Below are 16,204 nucleotides of genomic sequence, written 5' to 3'. Positions count from 1 at the left end.
CCATCCGGCCCATCCGCCCCACCGGTCGCACCCCGGCCGGACCGGGCCAGGTCCGGGCGCCCCGTCCGGGCCATGGTGGCCCCTCCGAGCGGACCAGCCGGAACTGATCCGTCCGGACCATCCTCACCGACGACCCTGCGATGCACGGCATTTCCGCCGAATTGTGGCGCCACACGGAGCTGCGCCCGCGTGCTTCGCCCCTTTCGTCCGTCGTAAGCTGCTCGGACGCATCGCCGACAGCACGAGCACGCGGAGGGCGTGGGAGCGTCAGGACACTCCCGGTCCCCGATGCGCGACCGGACCTCCCCGTAATCCAGCTCCTCCCCACCCACTCCAGGGGTTCCACCGAGCCCCGCGCGGACACTCCAGCAAGGCCCGCCACCACCCCCCGGCGGGCCGGACGTCCCGGGGTGGACCTCCGGCCCCGCAGACCGCTCGCTCCCCCGGATCGCCGATGCGTCGTGACCACATTGCGAACTGGAGATCCACGTGGCCGGCCGTATCGAGGACTACGCACTCATCGGGGACATGCAGACCGCTGCCCTGGTCAGCAGGGACGGGGCGGTGGACTGGCTCTGCCTGCCCCGCTTCGACTCGCCGGCCGTGTTCGCCGGCCTGCTCGGCACCGATGAACACGGCTTCTGGCGGATCGGCCCCGCCGAAGCCGTCGTGACCGCGGTCCCCGTCCCCGCGACCGCCCCCGCGCCGCCCGCCCCGATCACGGCCGGCGGCCGGATCCGGATCGCCGACTCCGCCGACCTGCGGGTCCCGCCGCCCACCGCCGCCGCCCCGGCCGTCCCCGCCGACCGCCGCCGCTACCGGGGCGACTCGCTGATCCTGGAGCAGGAGTGGGACGCCCAGGGCGGCACCGTCCGGGTGATCGACTTCATGCCGCCGCGCCCGCTGGCCGGCAAGGACGCCGTCCCGCAGATCATCCGGATCGTCGAGGGGGTGGCCGGCACCGTCCGGATGCGCTCGGCGCTGCGGATGCGCTTCTCCTACGGCCGCATCGTGCCCTGGGTGCACCGGGTCGAGCAGCCCGACGGCGGCCACCGCACCGTCGCCGTCGCCGGGCCCGACTCGGTCTGGCTGGACGGCGTCTCCGAGACCTACGGCCGCAACCTCACCACCTATGCCGACTTCACCGTCACCGCCGGCGAGCGGATCGCCTTCGCGCTCACCTGGCAGGCCTCCCACCTGGAGCCCCCGGCCGTCCCGGACGCCGAGGCGATGCTCGACGCCACCGCCGACTTCTGGCACGAGTGGGCCGACCAGTGCACCTACCAGGGCCCCTACCGCGAGGCGGTGATCCGCTCCCTGATCACCCTCAAGGGCCTCACCTACGCCCCCACCGGCGGCATCGTCGCCGCCCCCACCACCTCGCTGCCCGAGGACATCGGCGGCGAACGGAACTGGGACTACCGCTACACCTGGCTGCGCGACGCCGCGATCACCCTCTCCTCGCTGCTGCGCACCGGCTACCGCGACGAGGCCAAGGCCTGGCGCGAGTGGCTGCTGCGGGCGGTCGCCGGTGACCCGGAGAACCTCCAGATCATGTACGGCATCGCGGGCGAGCGCGAGCTCACCGAGTCCTCGCTGGACTGGCTGCCCGGCTACGAGGGCTCGCAGCCCGTCCGGATCGGCAACGGCGCGGCCGGCCAGCTCCAGCTGGACGTCTACGGCGAGGTCGTCGAGGCGCTGCACCTGGCCCACATGACCGGCCTGGTCCGCAACGACCACGCCCACCACCTCCAGCTGCGCCTGATCGAGTACCTGGAGGACCACTGGCAGAACCCGGACGAGGGCATCTGGGAGGTCCGCGGACCGCGCCGGCACTTCGTCCACTCCAAGGTGATGGCCTGGGTCGCCGTCGACCGCACCATCAAGCTGCTGGAGCAGACCCCCGAGGACGCGCCCTCCGACAGCCACCTGGAGCGCTGGCGCGAGCTGCGCGACACCATCCACCGGGACGTCTGCGAGAAGGGGTACGACCCCGAGCGCAACACCTTCACCCAGTACTACGGCGGCCGGGAGCTGGACGCCTCGCTGCTGCTGATCCCCCAGGTCGGCTTCCTGCCGCCGGACGACAAGCGGGTGATCGGCACCATCGAGGCGATCCAGCGCGAACTGTCCACCGAGGACGGCTTCGTGCTGCGCTACCCGACCCACGACGAGTCCGGCAACAACGTGGACGGGCTCTCCGGCCACGAGGGCGCCTTCCTGGCCTGCTCGTTCTGGCTGGCCGACGACCTCGCCATGATCGGCCGGGTGCAGGAGGCCCGCGAGCTGTTCGACCGGCTGCTCGCGCTGCGCAACGACCTCGGCCTGCTCGCCGAGGAGTGGGACCCGCGGCTCAAGCGGCAGGTCGGCAACTTCCCGCAGGCCTTCAGCCACGTCCCGCTGATCGACACCGCGCTGCGGCTGACCGCCTGCGGCGGCGCCTACCTGTCCGCGCAGCCGGACGGCCTGGCCGCCGACCGGGTCGAGCAGGCCACCGTCTAGCCCGGCTGGGACGGCTAGCTGCGCTGGACCAGCTCGTCGTAGGTGCTGAGCACCTGGGCGACGGTGGCGGCCTCGTCCGGCCAGGTCTCGGCCTGCTGCCGGCCGGCCGCCGCCAGCTGCTCGCGGCGTGCCGGGTCGGCCAGCAGGTCGCGCACCGCCCGGCCGATCGCGGCCGCGTCGCCGGAGGGCACCAGCACGGCCGCGTCGCCGACCAGCTCGGGGATCCCGCCGACGGCGGTGGCGACCACCGGCACGCCGGCCCGCATCGCCTCCTGCACCACCAGCGAGCGGGCCTCCCAGCGGCTGGAGACCACCACCACGTCGGCGGCGGCCAGCAGGTCGGGGACGTCGGTGCGGTAGCCGAGCAGCCGCACCGGCAGCTTCTCGGCGGCCGCCCGCTCGCGCAGCCCGGCCGCCTCCGGGCCGTCCCCGGCGAGCAGCAGCAGCGGCTCCGGGGTCGGGGCGGACAGCTCGGCGGCGGCGTCCAGCAGCAGTCCGAAGGCCTTCTGCGGGACGAGCCGGCCGATCGCCAGCACCAGCGGCCGGTCCGGGCCGTCGCCGAGCAGCGCGGCCCGCGCCCCGGCACGGCCGAGCCGGCCCTCGGGCATCGGCGGGGCGGCCACCGGGCCGAGCCGGGCGTCGGTGGCGCCCAGCTCGCGGGCCCGGGCCACCAGGTCGGAGGAGGCGCCGAGGACGAGGTCGGCGGCGCGCGCCACCCGGCGTTCCATCAGCCGTTGCAGGCGCCGCTCCATGCCGGTGGCCAGCAGCGCGTGGTGCGAGGTGACCACCAGCGGGGTCTCCGGGCGCAGGCCCGGGAAGCGGCCGGCGGTGCGCAGCGCGAGGTCGGAGAGCAGCCCGGCGCGCAGGCCGTGGGCGTGCACCACGTCGGCGCCGGTGAAGGCGCGACGCAGCTCGCCGATCGCGGTGGCGTCGCTGCGGGCGCCCGCGGTGGGGGTGATGTCGACGGTGTGGAACCGCGCGCCGGTGCGGGAGAAGCCGAACAGCGCGTCCGTGCCGGCCGGCGCGCAGACCGTGACGATCACGCCGTGCGCGACCAGGCCCTGCGCCAGCGAGCGCACGTGCGCTCCGATGCCGCCGGTGCTGGCGGCCAGGACGAGCACCACGTGCAGCTGACCCCGTTCGGGGGCGGCCGCGGTGGCCCGGGCGGCGGAATGGTCCACGTCGTCTCGCATCCGACTCGATCAGGTTCGCGCGCCGCTGTCGCGAGGATTGCCCGCCGACGGCGCTCGGGACTGGAAAGCCAGTGTCCAGCCGCCCACGATGCCAGGTCGGCGGCCCTCTTGGACAGTCGGCACGTCGCCGTCGGTCCGCACGGGCCGCCGTCACCCGGCGTGGTCGGCTAGCTCCGGCGCGGGGCCCGGGCGGCGGCCAGCAGCTCCTCCGCGTGGGCGCGGCCCAGCTCGGAGTCCTCCAGGCCGGCCAGCATCCGGGAGAGTTCGCGCACTCGTTCCTCGTCGTTCAGCACCTTGACGCCACTGCGGGTCACGGTGCCGTCGTTGGTCTTCTCCACCACCAGGTGCCGGTCCGCGAAGGCGGCGACCTGCGGGAGGTGGGTGACCACCACGACCTGGGCGGATTCGGCGAGTTTGGCCAGCCGGCGGCCGATCTCGACCGCGGCCTTGCCGCCGACGCCCGCGTCCACCTCGTCGAACAGGTAGGTGGGGACGGGGTCGGCGCCCGCGAAGACCACCTCGACGGCGAGCATCACGCGGGACAGCTCACCGCCGGAGGCGCCCTTGGCGATCGGGCGGGGCTGGGCGCCCGGGTGCGGGGCCAGCAGCACCTCGACCTCGTCCACGCCGTGCGGGCCGTAGGCGACGGTGCGGCCGTCGACCTCGATCCCGGACAGGTCGTCGACCTGGGTGATCGAGAAGGTCACCCGGGCGTGCGGCATGGCGAGTTCGGCGAGCTCGGCGGAGACGGCGGCGGCGAAGCGGCCGGCCGCGGCCTGCCGGGCGGCCGACACCTCGGCCGCGAGCTCGGCCAACTCGGCGCGCAGCGCGGTCTCCTGGGCGCCGAGCTGGTCGATCCGGTCGTCGTCGCCGTCGAGTTCGGCGAGCCGGGCGGCGCCGGCGTCGGCCCAGGCGATCACCTCGGCGAGGGTGTTCTCCGCGCCGCCGTACTTGCGCAGCAGCTGGGCCAGGACGGCCCGGCGGTCCTCGACGGCGGCCAGGCGCACCGGGTCGGCGTCCAGGTCGTCCGCGTAGCCGGCCAGGTCGCCGGCGACGTCGGCGAGCAGGTAGCCGACCTCGTTGAGCCGGTCGGCCAGGGCGGCCAGCCGCTCGTCGTGGTGGCGCACGGCGTCCAGGGCGCGGCGGGACTGGGCGAGCAGGGTGCCCGCGTCCAGCGCCTCCGGGTCGGCCGGGTCGCCGGCCAGGGCGGCGTGCGCGAGGGTGGCGGCGGAGGACAGCGCGTCGGCGTGGCCGAGCCGCTCGGCCTCGGCGGCCAGCTCGACGTCCTCGCCGGCCACCGGTTCGGCGGCGGCGATCTCGTCCAGGCCGAAGCGGAGCAGGTCGGCCTCCTGGGCGCGCTCGCGGGCCCGGGTGGTCAGCTCCTCCAGGGTGGCCGAGACCTCGCGCAGCGCGCGGTAGGTCTCCCGGTAGCGGGCCAGCGGCTCGGCCACCGCCTCGCCGGCGTACCGGTCCAGCGCTCCGCGCTGGCGGGCCGGGCGCAGCAGGCGCTGCTGGTCGGTCTGGCCGTGGACGGCGATCAGGTCCTCGCCGAGTTCGGCGAGCAGCCCGACCGGCACGGCGCGCCCGCCGACGTACGCCCGGGAGCGGCCCTCGGCGGAGACGGTCCGGCTGATCAGCAGGGCGCCGTCGTCCAGTTCGGCCCCGGCCTCGACGGCGCGGGCCGCCACCGGGGAGCCTGCGGGCAGCTCAAGCCGGCCCTCGACGACGGCCCGGCCGGTGCCGTTGCGCACCAGGCCCGGGTCGGCGCGGCCGCCCAGCAGCAGGCCGAGGCTGGTCACGACCATGGTCTTGCCGGCTCCGGTCTCACCGGTCACGGCGGTGAAGCCGGGGGCGAGTTCGACCACCGCGTCGTCGATGACCCCAAGATCCCGTATCCGCATCTCGTCCAACACGGTGAAGACCTTACGAGGTTCCACCCCCGGCGCGCGACGAGCGGCAACGAAGCGCGGCAACTCCGTGCCCGGAAGTTCATCCGTTCCGGGAGGTTTGCCCCGCGGTGGGCACGGTGCACCAGGGCAGGAAGAACTGCACCAGCGGACCGATGGCCAGGGCGTACGCGACGGTGCCGACCCCGGCGGTGCCGCCGAGCAGGAAACCGGCCGCCAGCACGGTCAGCTCGATGCCGGTGCGGATCAGGCGCAGCGAGCGGCCGGTGCGCCGGTGCAGGCCGGTCATCAGGCCGTCGCGCGGGCCGGGGCCGAAGCGGGCGCCGATGTAGAGACCGGTGGCCAGGCCGTTGAGCACGATCGAGCCGGCCATCAGGGCGATCCGGGCCGGCAGCCCGTCCGGGGCGTCCACCAGCCGCAGGGTGAGGTCCATCGCCGCGCCCAGCACCAGGACGTTGGCGACGGTGCCCAGGCCCGGGCGCTGGCGGATCGGGATCCACAGCAGCAGGACGAGGGCGCCGCAGATGGTCACCCAGGCGCCCACCGAGAGGCCGAGGGTGCGCTGGAGTCCCTGGTGGAGAACGTCCCAGGGGTCGAGACCGAGGCCGGAGCGGAGCATCAGCGCCATGCTCGCGCCGTACAGGCCGAGGCCGAGGGCGAGCTGCGGGATCCGGCGGCCCAGCGCGTGGGTGTCGCCGAGCAGCCGGGCGGCCAGCGGGGCCCGGGCGGGGGTCGGGGCGGGGACGGGGACGGGTGTGGTCGTGGTGGCCAACGGATGCTCCTGCGGGCGGTGCGGCACCCCGGGGTGGCCCCGGCGGTGGCGGTCTCTACGGCCGCCCTGCCATGATGTGGGAGCCAAAACGACCCGCTCCAGGGCCAATTCCAAGCAAGTGGACTGATCAGCATGGCCGACTGGCACACCACCGTCACCCCGCCCGCGCTGGCCCGGCTGCTCACCACCGCCCGGCTGCCCGAACCCGCCACCGCCCGCCGGCCCGCCTACCGGACCCTCGCCGGGCAGATCCGGCTGCTGGTCACCGAGGGCCGGCTGCCGGTCGGCGCCCGGCTGCCCGCCGAACGCGAGCTCGCCACCGCCCTGGAACTGAGCCGCACCACCGTCGCCACCGCCTACGAGACGCTGCGCACCGAGGGCTACCTGCACAGCCGGCGCGGCTCCGGCAGCTGGACCGCCCTGCCCGAGGGCGCCCTGCCGCCCGGCGACGCCCTGCACCCCATCCCGCCGGACGAGCACGGCCACACCCTGGACCTCGGCGTCGCCGCCCTGCCCGCCCCGCAGCCCTTCCTCGGCGCGGCCGCCGCCCGGGCCGTCGAGCAGCTGCCCCACTACGCCGCCGGGCACGGCCACTACCCCACCGGCGTCCCGGTGCTCCGCGAGGCGGTCGCCCGCCGCTACACCGAGCGCGGCCTGCCCACCACCCCCGACCAGATCCTCGTCACCACCGGCGCGATGGGCGGGCTGCACCTCGTCCAGCGGACGCTGATCGGCCGCGGCGACCGGGTCGCCGTCGAGGCGCCCAGCTACGCCCACACCTTGCAGGCGCTGCGCCTGGCCGACGCGCGGCTGGTGCCCGTCCCGTACGCGGACCGGCCCCGCTGGGACCTCGACGAGTGGCGGCGGGTGCTGCGCGGCGCCGCGCCCAAGGCCGCCTACGTCATCCCGGACTTCCACAACCCGACCGGCACGCTGATCGACGAGGAGCAGCGCCGCGAGCTGCTGGCCGCCGCCCGGGCCGCCGGGAGCATCGTGCTGGTCGACGAGACCACCGCCGAACTCGGCTGGGGCGTACCGGAGTCGGTGCCGCTGCCGCGCCCGATGGCAGCGCTGGACCGGGCCGCCCAGGTGGTCACCGTCGGCTCGGCCGGCAAGCTGCTCTGGGGCGGCCTGCGGATCGGCTGGGTCCGGGCCGCGCCCGCGCTGGTGCGCCGGCTGGCCGGCGAACGGGTCTACAGCGACGTCGGCACCCCGGTGCTGGACCAGCTGATCGCCGCCGAGCTGCTGGGCGAGCCGCTGCCGGCCGTCCGGGCGCACCAGCTGGACCGGCTGCGCTCCACCGCGGCCGCCTTCGCCGCCGCACTGCCCGTCCACCTGCCGACCTGGACGTACCAGCCGCCGCCCGGCGGCCTCTCGCTCTGGCTGTCCACTGACGGGCTCTCCGGCGCGGCGCTCGCCCTGGCCGGGGAGCGCGCCGGGGTGCGGATCGCCGCGGGCAACCGGTTCGGCTCGGACGGCGCGTTCGAGCACCACCTGCGGATCCCGCTCACCGTGCCGGCCGCGGCCGTTCCCGCCGCCGTCGAACGGCTCGCCGCGGTGGCCGCCCGGGCGGCGGCCGGCGGGCGCCTCGGCCCGGCCGAGGACACCCAGCCGCTCGCCGTCTGACCGCATGGCCCGACCAGGCCGACTTACCGTCAATTCCGGTACGGTCAGTGGGTGTTCGACCGGCCGCGCCAACCCGTCACCGGCAGCGCGAACTTGGCGACCAGCCGGTCGGTGAACGGCGCCCGGTGCAGCCGGGCCAGCCGCACCGGCGTCTGCCCCCGGCGCACCTCCACCCGTGCACCGGCGGGCAGTTCGACCGAGCGCCGCCCGTCGCACCAGAGCACCCCGTGCGGCGTCTTCGGCTGCACCTCCACCGCCAGCACCGAGTGCGGCGAGGTCACCAGCGGCCGCGCGAACAGCGCGTGCGCGGAGATCGGCACCATCAGCAGCGCCTCCACCTCCGGCCACACCACCGGGCCGCCACCGGAGAACGCGTACGCGGTCGACCCGGTGGGCGTCGCGCACACCACCCCGTCGCAGCCGAAGTTGGAGACCGGGCGGCCGTCCACCTCGGTCACCACCTCCAGCATCCGCTCCCGGGACGCCTTCTCGATCGACGCCTCGTTCAACGCCCAGTCCTGGTGCACCACATCGCCGTTGGTGCGGACGATCACGTCGATCGTCATCCGCTCCTCGACCTCGTAGTCGGCGTCCACCACCCGCTCGACCACCACGGCGAGGTCGTCCCGCTCGGCCTCCGCGAGGAAGCCCACCCGGCCCAGGTTGATCCCGAGCATCGGCAGCCCGTGCTCGCGCGCCAGCTCGGCCCCGCGCAGCAGCGTCCCGTCCCCGCCGGCGACCAGGATCAGCTCGCAGCCGTCCGCCGCACCCGGCCCCCCGGCCACCCGCTCGACGCCGTCCGGCAGGTCCAGACCCACCGCCTCGAAGGCCAGCAGTCTGATCCGGATGCCCGCCTTCAGCAGCCCGTGCACCAGGCCCTCGACGCTGCGCAGCGCCGCCTCCCGGCCGGTGTGCGCGATCAGGAAGACCGTACGCTCTTCATCGCTCATGCCGCTGCCCTCTCCCTACGCCTACCGGGGCTCCCTCGGCCCGGTGCGGCCGCGTCACACAGCATGACCGACCGGACGTCCGCAGAGCACCCTATCGGGGCCCCTCCGCGACGGCCCGGTCCGCCTCCGCCGGGTCCAGCGGCGGCGCGTCCCGGCGCAGCCAGAGGAAGTACTCGACGTTCCCGGACGGGCCCGGCAGCGGGCTCGCGGTCACCGCGCGCACGCCCAGCCCCAGCTCCCAGGCCTGCCCGGCGACCTGGCGCACCATCTCGGCGCGCAGCTGCGGGCTGCGCACCACCCCGCCGCTGCCCAGGCGCTCCTTGCCGATCTCGAACTGCGGCTTGACCATCAGCACCAGGTCGGCGTCCGCGGCCGCGCACCCGGCCAGCGCGGGCAGCACCAGGCCCAGCGAGATGAACGACAGGTCGCCGACCACCAGGTCGACCAGGGTCCCGCCGATCAGCTCCGGGGTCAGCTCGCGCACGTTGGTGCGGTCCATCACGGTCACCCGCTCGTCGCTCTGCAACGACCAGGCGAGCTGCCCGTAGCCGACGTCCACCGCCAGCACGTGCGCCGCGCCGGAGCGCAGCAGGACGTCGGTGAAGCCGCCGGTGGAGGCGCCCGCGTCCAGCGCCCGGCGGCCCTCGACCACCAGGCCCTGCGGCACGAACGCCGCGAACGCCCCGGCGAGCTTGTGGCCGCCGCGCGAGACATAGTCGGGATCGTTCTCGTCCTTGGCCACCACGACCGCCGCCGAGGTCTCCACCTGGGTGGCCGGCTTGGTCGCGGTGGTGCCGCCGACGGTCACCCGGCCGGCCGCGATCAGCTCGGACGCGTGCTCGCGCGACCGGGCCAGCTTGCGGCGGACCAGCTCCGCGTCGAGACGGCGTCGTGCCACTGCCACTGGTGCTTCAGCTCCTACGGGTCCTACGGGGTCGGTCCAGGGTCATTCCTGGTCGAGCGCGGCCAGCGTGTCGGCCAGCCGCTGGTGAACATCTTCGTACACCTCGACGTGTGCCTCCGCCGGGACCCCGTCCAGGGCCTCCAGCCGGGCCAGCCCGGCGTCCACCGCCGGGTGGCCGGTCGGGGCCAGCTCCACCCCGAGCGGGCCGGTCGCCAAGGCGGCCGGGTCACTCGTTCCGGTCATCGGGCTTCCTGGTGCTGGTCGCCTTGCGGACGGTGGTCTTCTTCGTCGCCGTGCGCTTGGCCGGCGCCTTGGGCTGTGCCTTCGACGGTCCGGCCGGCTCGGCATCGGACTTCTTGGCGGTGGCGGTCCTGCGGACGGCGGTCTTCTTCGCCGTGGTCTTCTTCGCCGTGGTCTTGCGGGCCGCCGCGCCCTCGGCCGCCGGCTGCTTCGCCGGGGACTTCTTCGCGGGGGACTTCTTGGCCGCGGCCTTCCCCACGGTCGGCTCCGCCGCGGCCGCTTCGGCCGGGGGAACCACGCCGGGCGTCGGCGGCACCGGCGGATCGACCTCCACCGGCTCGTCCACCTCCACCCGCTCGGCCGCTATCGGCTCCCCCACCGCCCGGCCCGCCGGCCGCTCCTGCGCGCTCTCCCAGCCGCGCCCGAACAGGCCGTCCGCCCGGGGCGCGGGCGCCTCCTCCTCCTCCTCCTCCGACCCGGCCGGAACGGGCTCCTCCTCGACCTCGCGCAGCTTGCTCTCCAGGTACGCCAGCACCACGCCGACCTTCGTCACCTGGTCGCCGACCCGCTCGAAGGCCTTCTCCACCTCGCTGCGCGCCACCCCGACCGCCAGGTCCACCCCGGCCCGGCCCGCGGTGACCGCCTCCCCGACCAGCGTCTGCAGGGTCTGCGCCGACGGCGGGAACTGCCCGCCCAGCCGACGCTCCACCTCGGCGACGTCGACCCCGGTCCGCTCCAGGATCACCGCGGCCGTGCCGACCACCCGCTTGCCGACCTCGTCCACCACCACGGCGGCGGCCTCCACCACTCCCCGCACCGTCTTCGGCAGCATCCGGGTGCCTCCTTAGCGCCTCGCGCATCGCCTTGTCGCCGTCGGGGTGCCCGGACCGTTCCGGGCGCCCCACTGACGACGCTACCGCCAAAACCCCGCTGCGGTACCGTGGCCCGGCAGTGACCACCGCCGTTCACGGCCACTGCCCGGGCAGACCGAGGAGGAGAACCACCGCCATGGCCAACGCCGAGGAGTGCCGCGAGGCACTGGAACAGCTCAGCCGGAACATGGCGCAGTCCACCGGCGACGTCCACAAGGCCGCCGCCCTCGACCGCTCGCTCAGCTGCCGGATCACCGACCTCGACCTGACCTTCACCGGGCAGCTGCGGGACGGCCGGATCCAGGACCTCGTCTCCGCGCCCGGCGCCCCCACCCAGCGGGCGGACATCCGGCTCACCATGGGCAGCGACGACCTGGTCGACCTGGTCGGCGGCCGGCTCAACTTCGCGTCCGCCTGGGCGGGCGGCCGGGTCCGGCTGGAGGCGGGCTTCCGCGACCTGCTGCGGCTGCGCACCCTGCTCTGACCCGGCGGCCCCACCCCTCAGCCGCTCAGCGGCCAAACGGCCCGGCGGCTCAGAAGCCCAGCTCCGCCAGCGCCTTGCGCCCGTCGGCCGGCTCGCCGTCCCCGTCCAGCGCCGTCCACGCCGCCGCGCACAGCGCCCGCAGACCGTCCCAGCGGTCCGCCCCGGCACCCGCCAGCCGCAGCACGCCGCCCTCGGCCGTCGCCGCCCAACCGCCGCAGCCGAAACCCTCCGCCGACGCGGTGACCGCCGGGTGCGGCACCAGCAGCCCGCGCAGGTCCGCCGCCAGGTACGTCGGCCGGTGCTCGACCGGCGCCGCCAGCAGCTGGGCGGGCGTGGTCACCCCGGTGAACACCAGCAGGCTGTCCACCCCGCCGTTGAACGCGCCCTCGATGTCGGTGTCCAGCCGGTCGCCGACCACCAGCGGCCGCCGCGCGCCGGTGCGCAGCACGGTCTCCCGGTGCATCGGCGGCAGCGGCTTGCCCGCCACCTCCGGCTCCACCCCGGCGGCCGCCCGGACGGCCGCCACCAGCGTCCCGTTGCCGGGCGCGATGCCGCGCGCGGTCGGCACCGTCAGGTCGGTGTTGGACGCCACCCACGGCAGCCCGCCGCGCACCGCGTACGCGGCCTCCGCCAGCTGGGCCCAGCCGACCGAGGGGTCGAAGCCCTGGACCACCGCGAGCGGCTCCTCGGCCAGCGTGCGGACGGCCACCAGGCCGCGCTCGGCCAGCGCCTCCTCCAGCCCCAGCCCGCCCACCACCAGGACCTTCGCCCCGGCCGGCACCTTCTCGGCCACCACTCGGGCGGCCGCCTGCGCCGAGTTGATCACGTCGGCCGGCTCGGCGGGCACACCCAGCTCGGTCAGGTGCTCGGCCACCACCCGCGGCGGGCGGGAGGCATTGTTGGTCACGTAAGCGAGCCGCATCCCGACCGCGCGGGCGGCGTCCAGCGCGTCCACCGCGTGCTCGATCGCGTACGGGCCCGCGTAGACCACGCCGTCCAGGTCCAGCAGCGCCGTGTCGTACGCCTCGGTGAGCGGCTGCTCGCTGCCCCCGGGAGTGGTCCGTCGCACGGTGGTGGCCGTCTCGGTCATGCCTGCGCTACCTCATTCACTGCGTCGTTCACTGCGTTCACTGCCACGGTGGCGTGGCACTTCGCGCCGGTCAGACCTCGTCGTCCGTCCCGGCGCCGCCCGCCCCCCGGCCGTCGGCCGGCGGGGGTTCCAGGTACCCGGGCGCCCCCGGCAGCAACGGGCCGAACGCCCCGGCGCGGGCCGCCAGGGTCGCCCGGGTCTGCCGCAGCGCCGCCCGGTAGTGGTCGGTGTCCGGCCGCATCGCCACGGCCAGCGCCAGGTGCTCGGCGGACGTCTCGAAGTCGCCCAGCCGGGCCGCCGCGACGCCCCACCCGAACTGAGCGTAGTCGTCGGACGGATCGGCCAGCGCGACGGCCCGGAAGTTCTCCAGCGCAGCCGCGTACGAACCGGCGTCGAACTGGGCGCGCGCCAGCGTCTCCCGGATGCTGCGCGAGTGCGGTTCGGCCGCCGCCGCCCGCGCCAGCAACTGCTCGGCGGCGGCCGGGTGCCCCTGGGCCAGCAGTCTGCCGCCCCGGCGGAACCACTCGTACACGTCCCCCTCCGGCTCCCCCGAGCGCGCCTGCGCCGGCACGCCGCCGCCCGCCGGACCGCCCCCGTCGGTGACGCCGGCCGACCCGCCCGGCTCGACCGGGCCGCCGCCGTCCACCCGTTCCTGCCCGTCGCTCATGCCGTACCTCGCCCTCGGTCGCACACCCGCCCCACAGGTCGGCACGGGTATTCCGATCTCTCAACAACGCGTACCCGGTTACGATGCCCAGAATGAGCACACCCAGTGCAGAAGACGGAGTCGAGACTCCCGAGGGCGGCCCCGGCGATCCCGGGCACGTCGCCACCGCAGGCCTGTCCTTGTCCCCCTTCCGCGGCCTGCGCTACGTCCCCGACCGGGTCGGCGCCCTCGCCGCGGTCATGTCACCGCCGTACGACGTCGTCGACCCCGGGCGCCGGCTCGACCTGGAGACCGCCGACCCGCACAACGTGGTCCGGCTGATCCTGCCCCGGCCCGAACCCGAGGACGCCGGCGACCGCCCCGACCGCGACACCAGGTACCGGCACGCCGCCAGGCTGCTGGCCGACTGGCAGCGCGAGGGCGTGCTCGCCGCCGACCCGGAGCCCGCGCTCTACGTCTACGAGCAGCGCGTGCCCGCCACCGGCGACTCCCCCGAAGTGCTCCAGCGCGGCCTGATCGGCGCCCTCGCCGTCAGCGGCCGCGAGGCCGGAGTGGTCCTCCCCCACGAGGACGTCATGCCGCGGCCGGTCGCCGACCGGGTCGGCCTGATGCGCACCACCCGGGCCAACCTGGAACCGCTGCTGCTCACCTACCGCGGCAACGGCGGCGCCTCCGGGGTCATCGAGCGGACCGTCGAGAACCCGCCGCTGCTCTCCACCGCCACCAGCGACGGCACCCACCACCGCCTCTGGGCCGTCACCGGCGCCGCCGACATCGCCGAGATCGGCCGCGACCTCGCCACCTGCCGGGCGCTCATCGCCGACGGCCACCACCGGTGGGAGATGTACCTGCGGCTCCAGCGCGAGCACCGCCACCTGCCGCGCAGCCCCTGGGACCGCGGCATGGTCCTGCTGGTGGACACCGCCCGCTACCCGCTGCGGGTCCGGGCCATCCACCGCGTGCTGTACCGGCTGCCGGTCAGCGAGGCGCTGGAGAAGCTCGGCGACCAGTGGACGGTCAAGGAGATCCCCGGCCCGCTGACCGCCGCGCTCCAGGCGCTCGCCGAGCAGAAGCGGCACGGCGGCAACGGCTTCGTGCTGACCGGCGGGGACGGCGTCTACTGGCTGCTCGGCGAACCCGAGGAGTCCCTGCTCGACGCCACCGTGCCGCAGGACCGCCCCGAGGAGTGGCGCCACCTGGACGCCACCGTCCTGCACGCCACCCTGCTCGACCACACCTGGCACGTCCCGGACGGCCCGGACGACATCGGCTACCTGCACACCGCCGCGGCCGCCGAACGGGAGGCCGCCCGCACCGGCGGCACCGCCGTCCTGCTGCACCCGGTCCGGGAGAGCGTGGTGCGAAGGCTCGCCGAACAGGGCGTCACCATGCCGCGCAAGTCGACCTCCTTCGGGCCGAAGCCGGCCACCGGGCTGGTGCTGCGCAGCCTCGAACTGGGCTAGCCGCCCGGCCGGAACGACGCGAGGCCCTGCCGGCCCCCCGGATGTCCGGGGGAGCGGCAGGGCCTCGGTCGTCGTGCGGGGCTCAGCTCTGGGCGTCGGCCTGCTCGGCCTTCTCCTCGGCCTTGTCCGCAGCCTTCGGCTTGTCCTCGGCCGTGGCGTCGAGGGAGCGCTCGGGCACCTCGCCGTCGAAGTCCTCGTCGATTTCGAGGTCGTCCTCGTCGTAGTACTCCTCGACGTCCTCCTCGTCCTCGAAGATCACGCGGTCGTCGGCGATCTCGCCGCCGCGCTTCTTCGCCGGGGCGTCGCCCTGCTCGGCCTCCTCGTCGGCCAGCTCCGGGTCGAGGGCGTCCACGAACTCCACGCCGTCGATCTCGGCCAGCCGCTCCGCGGCGTTGGTGCTGCCGTCGGTGTCGGCCTCCACCGCCTTGGCGAACCAGTCACGGGCCTCGTCGCCACGGCCGGCCGCGATCAGCGCCTCGGCGTAGGCGTACCGCAGGCGGGCGGTCCACGGGTGCACCGTGCTGGAGGCCAGCTCGGGGCTCTGCAGCGTCACCACGGCCGCCTCGAACTGCTCCATGTCGGTGCGCGCACCGGCGGCGACCAGGCGCATCTCGACCTGGCCGGCCTTGTCCAGCTGCTTCACCTCGGGCTCGCCGGCCATCGCCAGCGCCCGCTCCGGACGGCCCAGACCGCGCTCGCAGTCGGCCATCACCGGCCACAGGTCCGCCCGGCCGGTCATCCGACGGGCGGCGCGGAACTCGGTCAGCGCCTCGGAGTAACGCTGCGTCATGTACGAGGCGAAACCGGCCGCCTCACGGACGGCGGCCACGCGGGAGGCCAGCCGGAGCGCGACGCGCGAGTACTGGTAGGCCTCCTCCGGCTCGCTGTCGAGCAGACGGGCCACCATCACCAGGTTGCGGGCGACATCGTCCGCAAGGGTCTTGGGCAGGCTCTTGAGCTCCTGGCGCACGTCCGCGTCGATCTCGAAGCCGGTGACGTCCTCCGGGATCGGCAGACGCTTGACGGGCTCGTAGTTGCCCCGACGGTCGTCGTAGTCGCCACGGCCGCCGCGGTCGTCGCGCCGGTCGTCACGGCGGTAGCCACCGCCGCCCTGGCGGTCGTCACGACGGAAGCCGCCGCCGGAGGGGCGGTCGTCGCGACGGAAGCCGCCACGGTCGCCACCGCGGTCACGGTTGTAGCCACCGGACGGGCGGTCATCGCGACGGAAGCCACCGCCGCCCTGGCGGTCGTCACGGTCACGGTAGGACGGGCGGTCGTCACGACGCGGACGGTCGTCCCGGTCATCACGACGGAAGCCGGACGGACGGTCGTCACGACGGAAGCCACCGCCGGACGGGCGGTCGTCACGACGGAAGCCACCGCGGTCGTCGCCACGGTCACGGTTGTAGCCGCCCGACGGGCGGTCGTCACGACGCGGATGAGGCCGAGGCTGTGGAGGAGACGCCGGTTCTCCTGGAGAAGCCCGTGGAGCCCGTCCTGGAGGCGGAGCCCGCTGGGGAGCCCGAGCTGGTGA

At 75.3% G+C, this 16,204-nt stretch carries 14 protein-coding genes; 4 read left to right on the top strand and 10 right to left on the bottom strand.

Going from position 1 to position 16,204, the window contains the following annotated elements; translation table 11 throughout:
* The first annotated feature begins 489 nt into the window (after positions 1-489).
* The gene (locus ABTY15_RS16465) at positions 490-2,502 is read left to right on the top strand and encodes a glycoside hydrolase family 15 protein (RefSeq protein WP_502893516.1); all 2,013 of its coding nucleotides are present in this window, start codon (positions 490-492) and stop codon (positions 2,500-2,502) included.
* A gap of 14 nt (positions 2,503-2,516) precedes the next feature.
* Here the strand turns inward: ABTY15_RS16465 and ABTY15_RS16460 are convergent, their stop codons facing one another.
* From ABTY15_RS16460 to yczE, 3 genes are all read right to left on the bottom strand, one after another.
* Positions 2,517-3,695 carry a glycosyltransferase family 4 protein gene (locus tag ABTY15_RS16460; RefSeq protein WP_350587620.1) on the bottom strand — a complete coding sequence of 393 codons (1,179 nt, stop codon included), beginning with the start codon at positions 3,693-3,695 and terminating at the stop codon, positions 2,517-2,519.
* A gap of 167 nt (positions 3,696-3,862) precedes the next feature.
* On the bottom strand, positions 3,863-5,596 hold the full coding sequence (recN, locus tag ABTY15_RS16455; RefSeq protein WP_350588736.1) for a DNA repair protein RecN: 1,734 nt from the start codon (positions 5,594-5,596) through the stop codon (positions 3,863-3,865).
* Between the two features lie 88 nt (positions 5,597-5,684).
* The gene (gene yczE / locus ABTY15_RS16450; RefSeq protein WP_350588735.1) at positions 5,685-6,317 is read right to left on the bottom strand and encodes a membrane protein YczE; all 633 of its coding nucleotides are present in this window, start codon (positions 6,315-6,317) and stop codon (positions 5,685-5,687) included.
* A 189-nt stretch (positions 6,318-6,506) separates the two neighbouring features.
* Between yczE and yczR the strand changes: the two genes are divergently transcribed.
* Positions 6,507-8,000, top strand: coding sequence for a MocR-like transcription factor YczR (yczR, locus tag ABTY15_RS16445; RefSeq protein WP_350587616.1), 1,494 nt, complete (start codon positions 6,507-6,509; stop codon positions 7,998-8,000).
* 44 nt (positions 8,001-8,044) lie between these two features.
* Here the strand turns inward: yczR and ABTY15_RS16440 are convergent, their stop codons facing one another.
* The 4 genes from ABTY15_RS16440 to ABTY15_RS16425 all read right to left on the bottom strand — a co-directional run bounded on the left by ABTY15_RS16440 (position 8,045) and on the right by ABTY15_RS16425 (position 10,926).
* Entirely contained in the window at positions 8,045-8,950 is a 906-nt protein-coding gene (locus ABTY15_RS16440) for an NAD kinase (RefSeq protein ID WP_350587613.1), read from the bottom strand.
* 91 nt (positions 8,951-9,041) lie between these two features.
* Positions 9,042-9,848, bottom strand: a complete 807-nt coding sequence (locus tag ABTY15_RS16435) for a TlyA family RNA methyltransferase (protein WP_350588734.1) — start codon at positions 9,846-9,848, stop codon at positions 9,042-9,044.
* A gap of 48 nt (positions 9,849-9,896) precedes the next feature.
* Entirely contained in the window at positions 9,897-10,097 is a 201-nt protein-coding gene (locus tag ABTY15_RS16430) for a hypothetical protein (RefSeq protein WP_350587610.1), read from the bottom strand.
* On the bottom strand, positions 10,081-10,926 hold the full coding sequence (locus ABTY15_RS16425) for a hypothetical protein (protein WP_350587608.1): 846 nt from the start codon (positions 10,924-10,926) through the stop codon (positions 10,081-10,083). The genes ABTY15_RS16430 and ABTY15_RS16425 overlap by 17 nt, the downstream gene beginning before the upstream one ends.
* A gap of 176 nt (positions 10,927-11,102) precedes the next feature.
* Here ABTY15_RS16425 and ABTY15_RS16420 point away from each other — a divergent pair, with 176 nt between their 5' ends.
* The gene (locus tag ABTY15_RS16420) at positions 11,103-11,450 is read left to right on the top strand and encodes an SCP2 sterol-binding domain-containing protein (RefSeq protein ID WP_350587607.1); all 348 of its coding nucleotides are present in this window, start codon (positions 11,103-11,105) and stop codon (positions 11,448-11,450) included.
* Positions 11,451-11,499: 49 nt separating this feature from the next.
* Here the strand turns inward: ABTY15_RS16420 and ABTY15_RS16415 are convergent, their stop codons facing one another.
* Positions 11,500-12,540, bottom strand: a complete 1,041-nt coding sequence (locus tag ABTY15_RS16415; RefSeq protein ID WP_350587606.1) for an HAD-IIA family hydrolase — start codon at positions 12,538-12,540, stop codon at positions 11,500-11,502.
* A 70-nt stretch (positions 12,541-12,610) separates the two neighbouring features.
* Positions 12,611-13,207, bottom strand: a complete 597-nt coding sequence (locus ABTY15_RS16410; RefSeq protein WP_350587603.1) for a tetratricopeptide repeat protein — start codon at positions 13,205-13,207, stop codon at positions 12,611-12,613.
* Between the two features lie 92 nt (positions 13,208-13,299).
* Between ABTY15_RS16410 and ABTY15_RS16405 the strand changes: the two genes are divergently transcribed.
* The gene (locus ABTY15_RS16405; RefSeq protein WP_350587602.1) at positions 13,300-14,670 is read left to right on the top strand and encodes a DUF1015 family protein; all 1,371 of its coding nucleotides are present in this window, start codon (positions 13,300-13,302) and stop codon (positions 14,668-14,670) included.
* Positions 14,671-14,752: 82 nt separating this feature from the next.
* Here ABTY15_RS16405 and ABTY15_RS16400 read toward each other — a convergent pair whose 3' ends face one another.
* The gene (locus ABTY15_RS16400; protein ID WP_350587600.1) at positions 14,753-15,640 is read right to left on the bottom strand and encodes a tetratricopeptide repeat protein; all 888 of its coding nucleotides are present in this window, start codon (positions 15,638-15,640) and stop codon (positions 14,753-14,755) included.
* Positions 15,641-16,204 lie beyond the last annotated feature (564 nt).

The sequence above is a fragment of the Kitasatospora sp. NPDC097643 genome, from assembly GCF_040302625.1.
In the GTDB taxonomy this organism is placed as follows: domain Bacteria; phylum Actinomycetota; class Actinomycetes; order Streptomycetales; family Streptomycetaceae; genus Kitasatospora.
This window is presented reverse-complemented; position numbering and strand designations above follow the sequence as displayed.

Bases quoted from the DNA above. Each gene is read 5' to 3' on its own strand.
- ABTY15_RS16460 (WP_350587620.1), bottom strand. From the start codon at position 3,695: ATGCGAGACGACGTGGACCATTCCGCCGCCCGGGCCACCGCGGCCGCC.
- recN (WP_350588736.1), bottom strand. From the start codon at position 5,596: ATGCGGATACGGGATCTTGGGGTCATCGACGACGCGGTGGTCGAACTC.
- yczR (WP_350587616.1), top strand. From the start codon at position 6,507: ATGGCCGACTGGCACACCACCGTCACCCCGCCCGCGCTGGCCCGGCTG.
- ABTY15_RS16440 (WP_350587613.1), bottom strand. From the start codon at position 8,950: ATGAGCGATGAAGAGCGTACGGTCTTCCTGATCGCGCACACCGGCCGG.
- ABTY15_RS16430 (WP_350587610.1), bottom strand. From the start codon at position 10,097: ATGACCGGAACGAGTGACCCGGCCGCCTTGGCGACCGGCCCGCTCGGG.
- ABTY15_RS16425 (WP_350587608.1), bottom strand. From the start codon at position 10,926: ATGCTGCCGAAGACGGTGCGGGGAGTGGTGGAGGCCGCCGCCGTGGTG.
- ABTY15_RS16420 (WP_350587607.1), top strand. From the start codon at position 11,103: ATGGCCAACGCCGAGGAGTGCCGCGAGGCACTGGAACAGCTCAGCCGG.
- ABTY15_RS16415 (WP_350587606.1), bottom strand. From the start codon at position 12,540: ATGACCGAGACGGCCACCACCGTGCGACGGACCACTCCCGGGGGCAGC.
- ABTY15_RS16410 (WP_350587603.1), bottom strand. From the start codon at position 13,207: ATGAGCGACGGGCAGGAACGGGTGGACGGCGGCGGCCCGGTCGAGCCG.
- ABTY15_RS16405 (WP_350587602.1), top strand. From the start codon at position 13,300: ATGAGCACACCCAGTGCAGAAGACGGAGTCGAGACTCCCGAGGGCGGC.